11 protein-coding genes are annotated in these 11,560 nt (G+C 73.4%); 7 read left to right on the forward strand and 4 right to left on the reverse strand.

The genetic code is table 11. From position 1 onward, the window contains the following. Nucleotides 1-164: 164 nt before the first annotated feature. Complete coding sequence (locus ACFWUY_RS38125; RefSeq protein WP_384120914.1) at nt 165-1,088, reverse strand: AAA family ATPase; 924 nt, start codon at nt 1,086-1,088, stop codon at nt 165-167. A gap of 2 nt (nt 1,089-1,090) precedes the next feature. Next, nucleotides 1,091-2,299, reverse strand: a complete 1,209-nt coding sequence (locus tag ACFWUY_RS38130) for an RNA ligase (RefSeq protein WP_384120916.1) — start codon at nt 2,297-2,299, stop codon at nt 1,091-1,093. A 191-nt stretch (nt 2,300-2,490) separates the two neighbouring features. Here ACFWUY_RS38130 and ACFWUY_RS38135 point away from each other — a divergent pair, with 191 nt between their 5' ends. The 4 genes from ACFWUY_RS38135 (at nt 2,491) to ACFWUY_RS38150 (ending at nt 6,529) form a co-directional block, all read left to right on the forward strand. Continuing rightward, a complete protein-coding gene (locus ACFWUY_RS38135) occupies nt 2,491-2,820 on the forward strand; it encodes a hypothetical protein (protein WP_384120918.1) in 330 nt (109 codons plus the stop codon). Nucleotides 2,821-2,950: 130 nt separating this feature from the next. Further along, nucleotides 2,951-3,532 (forward strand): dienelactone hydrolase family protein, encoded by a 582-nt coding sequence (locus ACFWUY_RS38140; RefSeq protein WP_384120920.1) that lies wholly within the window; start codon nt 2,951-2,953, stop codon nt 3,530-3,532. Nucleotides 3,533-3,744: 212 nt separating this feature from the next. Next, nucleotides 3,745-4,908 carry a hypothetical protein gene (locus ACFWUY_RS38145; RefSeq protein WP_384120924.1) on the forward strand — a complete coding sequence of 388 codons (1,164 nt, stop codon included), beginning with the start codon at nt 3,745-3,747 and terminating at the stop codon, nt 4,906-4,908. A gap of 238 nt (nt 4,909-5,146) precedes the next feature. Beyond that, entirely contained in the window at nt 5,147-6,529 is a 1,383-nt protein-coding gene (locus tag ACFWUY_RS38150) for an NAD(P)/FAD-dependent oxidoreductase (RefSeq protein ID WP_384120926.1), read from the forward strand. A 52-nt stretch (nt 6,530-6,581) separates the two neighbouring features. On the opposite strand, the gene ACFWUY_RS38155 is transcribed toward ACFWUY_RS38150, so the two are convergent. After that, nucleotides 6,582-7,397, reverse strand: coding sequence for a L,D-transpeptidase family protein (locus tag ACFWUY_RS38155; protein WP_384120928.1), 816 nt, complete (start codon nt 7,395-7,397; stop codon nt 6,582-6,584). A gap of 163 nt (nt 7,398-7,560) precedes the next feature. On the opposite strand from ACFWUY_RS38155, the gene ACFWUY_RS38160 reads away from it, so the two are divergent. The 3 genes from ACFWUY_RS38160 (at nt 7,561) to ACFWUY_RS38170 (ending at nt 9,645) form a co-directional block, all read left to right on the forward strand. Continuing rightward, nucleotides 7,561-8,001 (forward strand): GNAT family N-acetyltransferase, encoded by a 441-nt coding sequence (locus tag ACFWUY_RS38160; protein ID WP_384120931.1) that lies wholly within the window; start codon nt 7,561-7,563, stop codon nt 7,999-8,001. Between the two features lie 79 nt (nt 8,002-8,080). Then, a complete protein-coding gene (locus tag ACFWUY_RS38165) occupies nt 8,081-9,160 on the forward strand; it encodes a dihydrodipicolinate reductase (protein ID WP_384120934.1) in 1,080 nt (359 codons plus the stop codon). Further along, the gene (locus ACFWUY_RS38170; protein WP_384120936.1) at nt 9,157-9,645 is read left to right on the forward strand and encodes a carboxymuconolactone decarboxylase family protein; all 489 of its coding nucleotides are present in this window, start codon (nt 9,157-9,159) and stop codon (nt 9,643-9,645) included. Before ACFWUY_RS38165 ends, ACFWUY_RS38170 begins: the two co-directional genes overlap by 4 nt. 51 nt (nt 9,646-9,696) lie before the next feature. Here the strand turns inward: ACFWUY_RS38170 and ACFWUY_RS38175 are convergent, their stop codons facing one another. After that, entirely contained in the window at nt 9,697-11,349 is a 1,653-nt protein-coding gene (locus ACFWUY_RS38175; protein ID WP_384120938.1) for a GMC oxidoreductase, read from the reverse strand. Nucleotides 11,350-11,560 lie beyond the last annotated feature (211 nt).

The following is an 11,560-nucleotide window of genomic DNA, read 5'->3' on the forward strand; positions in this document are numbered from 1 at the left end:
GGGGGGGGGGGGGGGGTTCCCCTCCCCGGCCCCGTCGCCCCCCGGTTTTATTTTTACCCCCCCCCCCCGAGCTTCCCGGGCGGGGGGGGGGGGCCCGCCCCCCCCCCGCGACACCGGTCACGGCACCGGGCGCCGCACCGGCCGGAGCACCGGCCGTCGTGCGGTCAGAAGGCGCCGTAGTTGACCTGCCAGGTGGGCAGACCCATGCGGCGCCAGAGAGCGACGACGCGGTCGCGGTCGTCGAGCGAGACACGGACGGCGTAGCGGTGGCGCACGTGCGCGTCGAAGAGCTCCGCCTTCACGAGGTCGTCGCCGCGGCCGTCGCCCGAGGCGCGCATCCACAGTTCGTCGTACGGCACCTCGTGGCGGGCGAGCCAGCTCTCGGTGAGGGCGCGGTGGTCCTCGCTCCGGCCGGACAGGAGGACGATCCGGTCCCGCTCGGTGTGCCGGAAGGCGCGCAGGGCGTCCCGCACGGAGGCGTTGAGCAGGTCGCGGTCGCAGCGGGTGAAGTCGTACGGGCCACGGTCGACGCGCAGGGCGAGGGTGCCGTCGATGTCGCACATGACGGCGGTGGGGAGGCTCGGGTCGGCGACGTAGGGCTCGACGGCCGCCCGGTCGTTGAGCCAGTCCGCGGTGAGCCGCCAGCCGCCCCGGGTGGCCTTGGCGTGCTTGTCGGCGAGGATGCGGATGATCTCCTCGCCGACGGGCCGCTCGCGGGCGGCGTCGCGGCGGACGCACTCGTCGACGGGCACCGAGGTGAAGTCGTGGACGGCGAAGGTGGCCAGGCCCGCGACGGCGGCCTTCAGCCGCTTCGGGATGTGCGGGGTCAGGTGCGTGTTGTCGACGACGACGTCGAAGCCGTCGTCGACGGCCGCGCGGACGGCGGCGTCCTGGATGCCGAGGACGGTCTGCTCATGGGTGCGGGAGTGGCCCCGGTCGGCCGTGCCGGTCGCGGGGAGGTCGAGCATGGCGCGGAGGTCGTCGAGGTTGACGCGGCGTACGCGGCCCTCGGCGGCGGCCTGGAGGGCGCGGGCGGCCGTCGTCTTCCCGGAGGCCGGGAGGCCGGTCATGACGTGAACGACAGGCACGGTCAGTTCTCCTGGTCGTGGGCGAAGGGGTCGGTGGCCTCGGGGCGCAGCTGTCGCCATACGAGGAGGTCGGTGGGGCGGCCGTCGAGGCGCAGGAAGAGGGCGGCGCGCAGGCCCCGGTCGGACACGCCGGCGGCGGCGCGGGCGAAGGCGCCCCGGTCGCCGGCGAGGTGGGACAGGCGGGCGTACGCCTCGCCGACGGCCCGCTCCCGGTCGGCGGCGGCCGTCTCGAGGCGGGCGACCACCTGGCGGACCCAGGCGTCGAACTCGTCCGGGACCTGTTCGAGGAGGGCGTCGAGCGGCTTGCCGCCGGAGGCCTCGACGTCGGCGACGGCGCAGCCCAGGCCCTTGGCGAGCTCGGCGGCGGGCAGGGCGGCGAAGCGCTGGATGCCGTGGCCGCGCCAGATGTCGCGTTCGGTGACGCCGGTGAGCACCTTGTGGAGGCGTACGTACTCGGCGAGCTTGGCCTTGGCGCGCAGGCCGGAGGCGAAGCGCACGACGAAGCCCTCGGCGTCGGTGCCGGTGGCCCGCCGGCCGCCGGGCAGGGTGTCGGACTCGGTCAGGGCGACGAGCTCGGCGAGGCTCGCGACCGTCCAGGCGCGGACGACGGAGCCGACGGGGTGCCAGCCGGCGGCGGCCTCGGCGAGCTGGATCTCGGTGCCGTCCCGGCCGAAGGCGGCGAGCAGGACGAGGTCGCGGCGGTCGCCGTAGTTCACGACGATGCGGTTGCCCGGGTAGAGGATCTCGGCGAGGTACGTGACGCCGGGGGTCAGGCCCGTGGTGTCGGCGGCGTCCAGACGGCGCTGCGCCCAGGTCGCCTGGGCGCTGCTGAAGGAGCCCTTGGAGGCGGCGTGCCAGCGGCCGTCGTAGTGGAAGACCACGGCGAGGCTGCCGTCGACCTTGTCGTACACCTCGAAGGGCTCGTCGGGCAGCGGGGGCGCGTAGGGGCGGCCCGAGGCGTGCTCGGAGACGTTGAAGAACTTGGGGAGGGGAAGTCCGACGATCCGTCCGGTGATGTCGTCGGCGACGAGGCCGCGGCAGCGCGTGGTCGCCCTGTTCCAGTGCTGCGCGTACTGGCACGCGCGCGTGTACGTGTAGATCGACAGCGGCAGCGCGGGGTGCCGTTTGCGCGTGACGTGCCCGTCCGCGAGCGCGGCGGCCAGTTCCTCGGACGGCATCAGGTCGTGCAGAGTCAGGGTCGCCTGGCTCATGGGGTCCCTCCCGGGTGTTCGATGATCCATTCTCGGCCGGTGGGAGCCGGGAGGACAGCGATTTTCCGGGGCGGGGGGCTCGGTGGCAGAGGGTGCGCCGGCTCCCGATCCCGGGCGTGTCGGTGGTGCCCCGTAGACTCGCCGTCTCCCCGCCGGTGACGTCACCGGCGCTGACGAAGGAAGCGAGCCCCATGAACCACGCGGACGGCACGGCACCGATCTACGCCGAGCTCATACGGGAGCGGGGGGATGTTCCGGGTGACGTCCGCCAGGTCGCCGAGGAGGTTCTGCGGGACCTGAGCCGGGTCATCCAGATGCCGCCGCAGGGTGTCACGGGACCGCAGGGCGCCGTCGCGCACGCCGGTGTCGGTGGTCCGATGGGTTCCGGTGGTCCGATGGGTCCCGGCGGCCAGATGGGTTCCGGCGGTCCGATGGGCGCCAACGGCCAGATGGGTGTCGGCGGCCCGATGGGCGTCGTGGGCCAAGCGGGCGCCGTCCTGCCGCACCGGCCGCTGCGATAGCCGTCGGGGCAGCCGTTCGCCCGGCCCGGTCCGCCGGTTCCGGGCGTTGTCAGTGCCATGGACCATGCTTCCTCCTGGACGGCCCGTACCACGGTGGGCGGGCCGCGAACGGTGACCGGGGGATGACGACATGGCCGAGGTTCTGCTGTTCCACCACACGCTCGGGCTGACGGAGGGCGTCGGTTCCTTCGCCGACGCGCTGCGGCGGGCCGGGCACACGGTGCACGTGCCCGACCTGTACGACGGGCGGACGTTCACCGATCTGGAGTCCGGGGCCCGGTACGCCCAGGAGATCGGTTTCGACACGCTCGTGGCGCGGGGCGAGCGGGCCGCCGACGCGCTGCCCGAGGAGATCGTCCTCGCCGGGTTCTCGCTGGGCGTGCTGCCCGCGCAGAAGCTGGCGCAGACCAGGCCGGGGGCGCTCGGCGCGCTGCTGTTCAGCGCCTGCGTGCCGGTGTCGGAGTTCGGCGACTCCTGGCCGGCGGGCGTGCCCGTGCAGGTGCACGGGATGGACGCCGATCCGTACTTCGTCGACGAGGGTGACCTGGCGGCCGCCCGCGCGCTCGTGGCGGACGCGGCGGACCGGGAGTTGTTCCTGTACCCGGGGAGCGCGCACCTCTTCGCGGAGTCCGGCTCGCCGTCCCATGTGCCGGAGGCGGCGGCGCTGTGCGTCGAGCGGGTGCGGTGTTTCCTGGACGGACTGCGGCGCTGAGCCTTCCCCGGGAGGACGGGGTCGGAGGCCGGGGGCGCGGCGCGGGCCGGAGGGGTCAGCCGTTCGGCCGACCCCGGTGTCATCCGTACCGCCGCGGGTGGGGGGGCCGGCTGTCGGATCGTACGGGGCCGGGCACGGGCGGAGGATCGGGGCAGGGTGCGGGGCCGTCTCCCGGCGGCGCCGGCCGTGATCGCCGTACCGAGGAGTCCGTCATGACGAAGTTCCGCCGTGCGTCCCGTTCCCCCCGGGTGCTCGTGCCCGCCGTGGTGGCCGTCGCCGTGCTCGCCGGGTGCGCGCAGGGGTCCGGAGGAGCGGCCTCCGCCGCCGGGACGACGCCACCGGCCGGAGCGTCTCCCACGGCGGGTTCCTCCGTCCCCGTGACGCCGGGACCGACCGGAAAGCCCGCCCCGGGCACGCTCCTGGTGAGCGACTTCGGCTCCGACACGGTCACCTTCGTCGACCCGGCGCGCGGCGGCACGGGCTCCGTGGAGGTCGGCACCGCGCCGTACGGTCTGGTCGCCGGTGCGGACGGGCGGGCCTGGGTGGCGACCGCCGAGGGCGTGGCGGTCGTGGACACGGCGACCCGGCAGCGGCTCGCGCTCGTTCCGTACGAGACGGATTCCGGGCCCGTGACCACGGGCGAGTACCGGGGCGGCGGCATGGGCATCGCCCTTGCTCCGGACGGACGGCGGGTGTACGTGGGGGTCAACGTGCCCGGCGGGAACGGCACCCTGGAAGTGATCGACACGGCGACGCTCGAGGTCACGGACACGGTGCCGGTGGGCCGGCGCCCGTTCGACGTGGACGTGTCACGGGACGGCGCCGAGGTGTACGCGACGAACCACGACTCCTTCGACGTCACGGTCGTGTCGGCGGGGACGCTGGAGCCGCGCCGGGTGGAGGTCGCCCCGTACGGTACGGAGGGCGGGCTCGGTTCCTGGCTGAAGCCGCACTACGCGGCCGTGCGACCCTCGGACGGAAAGCTGCTGCTGCCCTTCGAGGGCGAGCGGCTCGCGGTCGTCGACCCCCGGACGGGCCGGACCACGATCGAACCGATGACCGCGAACACCCATCAGCACGGGGCCGCGGTGACGGCCGACGGGACGCTCCTCACGGTGGGCACGGGCCCGATCGACCCGGACGTGGACCAGGGCCCGTCGCTGACGGTCCGGACGCCCGGCGGGGCGGAGCGGGTCCATCCCCTGGAGGGGCCGCACGAGAGCGTGACCGTGTCGAAGGACGGTCGCACCGCCTATGTGACCGGTGGGTTCACCCGGGACGGTTACTGGGACGGCCTGAGCATCGTCGACCTCGACTCGGGCGACACCCGCCGACTGCCCGCGGGCTCGCGTCCGCTGGGGATCGTCGTCCTCTGAGTTCTCCGAGTTCTCCGAGTTTTCTGAGCCCTCCGACCGGCCTCGCCCCGGGCGGGGCGATGGAACGGCCGCGAGGGGGTAGCCGAGCGTCGTGCCGGTCCCCGCGCGGCCGTCCGTGAGACAAGGCGGACCATGCCGAAGGGCGATCCGGACACAATGACGATAAAAAGGGTGAAATAAGGATAGTCAGCCATGGATTGCCCCATGGCTGGCACGCTCCAATGGAAGGGCGGACAGCGTGACGCGACCGAGGATTCTCGTGGTGGGCGCCGGATTCGCCGGAGTGGCCTGCGTACGGAGGCTCGAACGACGCCTCACGGAGCGGGAGGCGGAGCTCACGCTGCTTTCGCCGTTCTCCTACCAGCTGTACCTGCCACTGCTCCCCCAGGTGGCGGCGGGGGTGCTGACCCCGCAGTCGGTCGCGCTGTCGCTGCGCCGCAGCGAGCGGCACCGCACCCGGATCGTGCCGGGCGGCGTGGTCGGGGTGGACACGGCGGCGAAGGTCTGTGTGGTGCGGACGATCGCCGGCGAGTACGTGACCGAGCCGTACGACCACCTCGTCCTGGCGCCCGGCAGCGTGACCCGCAGCTTCGACATCCCGGGGCTCGCCGAGCACGCGCGCGGGATGAAGACGCTCGCGGAGGCCGTGTACATCCGCGACCACGTCATCGCGCAGCTGGACCTGGCGGACGCGAGCAACGACGACGAGGAACGGGCGGCACGGCTCCAGTTCGTGGTGGTCGGCGGCGGCTACGCGGGGACCGAGACGGCCGCCTGTCTCCAACAGCTCACGTGCAACGCGGTCAAGCGGTACCCGCGCATCGACCCGAAGCTGATCAAGTGGCATCTGGTGGACATCGCGCCGAAGCTGATGCCGGAGCTGGGCGACAAGCTCGGCGCCGCCGCGATGGACATCCTGACCGGGCGCGGGATCGAGGTGTCGCTCGGGGTGTCGGTCGCCTCGGTGAACGAGGAGACGGTCACGCTCACGGACGGGCGGGTGCTGCCGAGCCGGACGCTGATCTGGACGGCCGGGGTCGCGGCGAGTCCGCTGATCGGCACGCTCGGCGCGGAGACCGTCCGGGGCCGGCTCGCCGTCTCGGCCGAGATGGCGGTGCCGGGGCTCGACGGGCTGTGGGCGCTGGGTGACGCGGCGGCCGTGCCCGATCTCGCCAAGGGCGAGGAGGGGGCGATCTGTCCGCCGACCGCGCAGCACGCGATGCGGCAGGGGAAGGCGGTCGCCGACAACCTGGTGGCGACGCTGCGCGGCGAGCGGACCCGTCCGTACGCGCACAAGGACCTGGGTCTCGTGGTGGACCTCGGCGGCAGGGACGGGGTGTCGAAGCCGCTCGGCGTGGAGCTGCACGGGATGCCCGCGCAGGCCGTGGCCCGCGCGTACCACTGGGCGGCGCTGCGGACCAATGTGGCGAAGACCCGGGTGATGACGAACTGGCTGCTGAACGCCGTGGCCGGGGACGACTTCGTACGGACGGGGTTCCTGGCGTCGAAGTCGGGCACGCTGCGGGACTTCGAGTACACCGACGCGTATCTGACTCCGGAACAGGTCCGCAACCACACGGCCTCGTTCCGCGGGGCGGTCGGGACCGGCGGGGGGAACTGAGCGGCCGCCCCGCCCTCCGACCGCTCAAGGTCGCTCCGGTCGCTCCGGTCGCTCAGCGGGCGAGTACCGGGGCCGGGCCCATGACCACGACGGGTTCCCTGGCCGGGTCGAGGGCGCGCAGCAGTGTGCGCAGCGCCTCCCGGTCCAGGGCGACGCAGGCCTGGGTGGGTCCGCCGTGGTCGACGTGGATCCAGACCCCGCCGCCCTTCCCCGCTCCGAGCGGGCGTTCCTTGTCGAGCGGGGTCCGTCCGGGGACGCGGTTGTAGTCGATGGCGATCACGTGGTCGAAGGAGCCTTCGAGGGGTTCGCCGGAGAAGCCGGTGCCGCTGATGGCGAACTCCGCGTCCTGGTCGTACGGGATGCGGGCGCCGGGGTCGGGCAGCCGGCCGCCGGCGTCGCCGATCCGGAAGACCCCGATCGGGGTGCGCAGGTCACCGGCGTGGTGATCGGCGGTCCAGCCGCGGAGCGCGTTGCGGGCGGGCCACGGTCCGGCCGTCTCGGCCCAACGGCCCCTTGTGTCGCGTTCGTACAGCGTCGCGGTGGACGTGTTGTCGTCGGCGGTGGTGCCGGTGACGACGAGCGCCTGGGTGGTGCCGTCGGGGACGAGCCTGCCGGTGGCGGGGCCGACGCCGGGGATCCTGACGGCGGGGACGGGGGCGGAGGAGAGGGCGCTCGTCGGCCCGCCCGCCTTGTCCGCCGCGCGGGCCGGGGCGCCGTCGGGGCGGGAATCACCGGCGGCGGACGGGGCCGTGGTGGCCGGCCCGGCGGGTGCGGGGGTGGGCGCGGTGCTCGCGCAGCCGGTGAGCAGCAGGGCCGCGCACAGTGTGCCGGCGCTCAGCAGTGCGGGGGCGCCCTTGCGGACGGACATGGACGGATCCTCCTGGCCGGGGGCAGTGCTGTGATCCGTACCCGTTCGGCGGGCGGCGCTGCGGCGGTGCCGGTGGCCTCACCCGTACGGCCGCGTCCACCGGGGTGCGGTCCCGCGCCGGAAAGTGGTTGACCGGCCGGGCCGGGGACGGTTTCCCGCCCGGATGAACGATCTTCGTATCGAGCGGGCGGCCGACGAGGCGCGGCTCGCGGACTGGCGGGCCGTCCACAACACGGTCATTCCGACGGCCGTGCTCTCCCCCGACGAGGTGCGGGAGCGGGCGGGCCGGAACCGGCTGGAGGTCGCGTACCTCGGGGAGGTGGCGGTGGGCTGCTCGACGGTGCGGCCGCCGGACGGGGAGACCGCGGCGGCCACCGTCATCGCACGGACGCTGCCCGGCTTCCGGGGACGCGGTTTCGGGATCGCGCTGTACGAGCGGGGGCTCGCGCACGCGCGGACACTCAGCGGCGAGGGCGTCGAGACGGTGGTCCTCGCCCCGAACGCCGAGGGGCTGCGGTTCGCGCTCGCGCGCGGCTTCGTGGAGGTGGAGCGGTACGTCCTGCCGGGGGACACGGTGCCGTTCGTGACACTGCGTCTGCCCTGACCACAGCTTTCCTGACGAGTCGTCAGTTCACCGTGTCACGGGTCTGGGAACCTTCGGGGTCCGGCGCTACCCTCCGCGCATGATTCGGACGGTGGTGTGGGGTACCGGAAACGTCGGGCGCGCGGCGATCCGCGCCGTGGACGCCCATCCAGGCCTCGAGCTCGCGGCCGTGCTGGTCTCCGACCCGGCGAAGGTCGGGCGGGACGCGGGCCGGCTCGCGGGGCTCGGCCACGATCTCGGGGTGGTGGCCGTCGACGACGTCGGCGCGGTGCTCGACGGGCGGCCCGGGGCGGTGGTGTACGCGGCTTCCGGCGACACGCGGCCCGACGGGGCGCTCGACGACGTCGCACGGGCGGTACGGACGGGCGCGGTGGTGGTCACGCCCGCGCTGTACCCGTTGTACGACCAGCGCAACGCGCCGCCCGAGTTCCGGGATCCGGTGCTCGCGGCCGTCGCCGAGGGGGGCGGTTCGCTGTTCGTGTCGGGGGTCGACCCGGGCTGGGGCAACGACGTGCTGCCGCTGCTCGTGAGCGGACTCGGCAGCACGGTGGACGTGATCCGCTGCCAGGAGATCTTCGACTACTCGACGTACGAGCAGGAGGAGTCGGTCCGGGACCTGATCGGGATGGGCCGGCCGATGGCGTACGAGCCGCCGATGCTGCTGCCGTCGGTGCCGACGATGGTGTGGGGCGGGCAGGTGCGGCTGATGGCCCGCGCGCTCGGCGCCGAACTCGACGAGATCCGCGAGACGGTGGACCGGCGCCCCCTCGGCTCCACCGTGAGGACCAGGACGATGGGCGTCTTCGAGGCGGGCACGCAGGGCGCGATCCGCTTCGAGGTGCAGGGGATCGTCGGCGGCGAGCCCCGGATCGTGATCGAGCACGTGACCCGCATCCACCCCTCCTGCGCGCCGGACTGGCCGGTACCGCCGGACGGGGCGGGGGCGCACCGGGTGATCGTCGAGGGAAGTCCCCGGATCGAGGTGACGGTGGCGGCGACCGCCGAGGGCGAGAACCGGTCGGCGGGCGGGAACGCCACGGCGGTGGGCCGGCTCGTGGGGGCGATCGACTGGCTGGCGGCGGCGGAGCCGGGACTGTACGACGCGCTGGACGTGCCGCTGCGGCCGGCGGTCGGGAAGCTGGGAAGGAGACCGCGGTGATCATCGACATTCCCGAGGGCCAGGAGCCGATCGGGTACGTGTGGGGCGACCTGGTCCCGGAGATCGGGACGGCGGCGGCGAACTTCTCGCTCTCCGTGTACGCCCATACGACGCTCGGGCTGCGCGAGTTCGAGGCGGCACGACTGCGGATCGCGCAGATCAACGGCTGCGGCTTCTGTCTGGACTGGCGTACGGACCGGGACGGGGTGAAGGTCGAGGAGGGCTTCGACGAGGTCGTCGCGGCCTGGCGGGAGACGGAGGTCTCGGAGGCCTTCGACGAGCGGACGCGGCTCGCGGCCGAGTACGCGGAGCGGTACGCGCTCGACCATCACGGCCTGGACGAGGAGTTCTGGGAGCGGATGACGGCCCGGTACAGCCAGGCGGAGATCGTGGAACTGACGATGAGCCTGGGCTCGTGGTTGGCGTTCGGGCGGCTCAACCGGGTGCTCGGGCTCGACACGGTGTGCGTGCTGCCGACGCACTAGTCATGTGCGGAAGGGCCGGCCGGGGCACCGGCCGGCCCTTCCGTTCCGCCCTCAGAAGTCCTCGGCGACGATCCGTTCGATGTTGCGTTCGGCCAGGGCCGTGATGGTGACGAACGGGTTGACGCTGGCGTTGCCGGGGATCAGGGCGCCGTCGATGACGTACAGGCCGGTGTAGCCGTGGAGCCGGCCGTGGTTGTCGGTCGCGCGGCCGAGGACGGCGCCGCCGAGCGGGTGGTACGTGAGGTGGTCGCCCCAGATCTTGTACGCGCCGAAGAGGTCGGTGCGGTAGATCGTGCCCTCCTTGGCGTTGATCTTGTCGAAGATGGTCTTCGCCGCGTCGATGGAGGCCTGCTTCCAGGCCCGGTCCCAGCTCAGGTCGACCGTGCCGGTGGCCGCGTTCCAGGTGAACTCGGCACGGTGCGGGGTCTTGGTGATGGAGAGGTAGAAGGAGGCGTAGGTCTCGATGCCGGTGGGCAGCGGGGCGACCTCGGCGAAGGCGCCGCCCGCGTCCCAGTTGTCGATGCCGGCGGTGGGCATGGCCGACTGGAGCTTGCCGGTCGGGTCCCACATGTGGTTGGCGCGGCCGCACATGACGTTGCCGTTGTCGCCCCAGCCCTTGCCGATCTGGTCGTTGAGGGCGGGGAGGGCTCCGGTGGCCCTGAGGCGGGTGAGGAGCTTGCTCGTCCCGACGCTGCCGGCGGCGAAGAAGACCTTGTCGGCGGTGACGGTCTTGCTCGCGAGGGTGGCCCCGGTGGTGTCGATCTGGTCGATGGCGACCGTGTAGCCGCCACCGGGCGCCGGGGTGACGGAGGTGACCTTGTGGAGCGCCGAGACGGTGACGCGGCCGGTGGCGGCGGCCTGGGCGAGGTAGGTCTTCTGGAGGGTCTTCTTGCCGTGGTTGTTGCCGTAGATGACCTCGGCGTCGAGGGCCGACTTCGGTACGGTTCCGGCAGCCTCCCGCTTCATGTACTCCCAGTCGTAGACGTTCGGGACGAAGACGAAGGGGAAGCCGGAGCGCTGGGCGTGCTTGCGGCCGACGCGGGCGTACTGGTAGCAGGAGGCGCTCTCCCACCAGGCCGGGTCGACGGCGGTGACGCCGAGTCCGGCGTTGGCGCGCGGGTAGTAGGTGGAGTACATCTCCGCCGCGTCGACGGTGGGGAGGATGGCGGCGAAGTTCTCGCGGCGGGGCGTGACGGCCATGCCGCCGTTGACGAGGGAGCCGCCGCCGACGCCGCGGCCCTGGTAGACGGTGATGCCGGCGAAGTCCTCGGCGTCGAGGATGCCGGTGTGCCGGGGGACGTCCTTGTCGAGGGGGAAACCGAGGAAGTTGCTCAGGGGCTGCTTGGTGCGGGTCCGCAGCCAGAAGGAGCGGTAGTCGGGGCGGGTGGTGTTGGCGAAGATCTTGCCGTCGGGTCCGGGGGTGTCCCAGGCCATGCCCATCTCGACCATGTGGACGTCGACGCCCGCGCGGGCGAGGCGGAGGGCGGCGACGGAGCCGCCGTACCCGGTGCCGATGACGAGGGCGCGGAGGTGCGCGCCGGTGGGGACGGGGGTGTGGGGGACGGCGGTGACGCCGGTGTCGGCGTGGGCGGGGGCGGCGTGACCGGCGAGGGCCGCGGCGCCGAGAACGGAACCTGTTCCCGCGAGGAACCGGCGACGGCTGACGCCGCCGGTTCCCTTTGCGGACAGGGGGTGTTCACTCATGTGATGTTCCTCACTCGTGAGCGAATGGGAACATGTTCTACTGTCGCGGATCGGGGAAGTCACGCGAAACCGCCGGGTAACTTGCGTACGGACGCCGCTGTCGGGCGGCCCGGCGGGAAGTGGCTCCGGCGCGCGGGCGGGCGAGGGGGCGCGCCGCCCCCGAGCCGGGGGTCTGGAGCGCGGCGGGGACGGGGCCGTCCGGCCCCCGCTC

It is taken from the genome of Streptomyces sp. NPDC058664 (assembly GCF_042716635.1).
Taxonomy (GTDB): domain Bacteria; phylum Actinomycetota; class Actinomycetes; order Streptomycetales; family Streptomycetaceae; genus Streptomyces.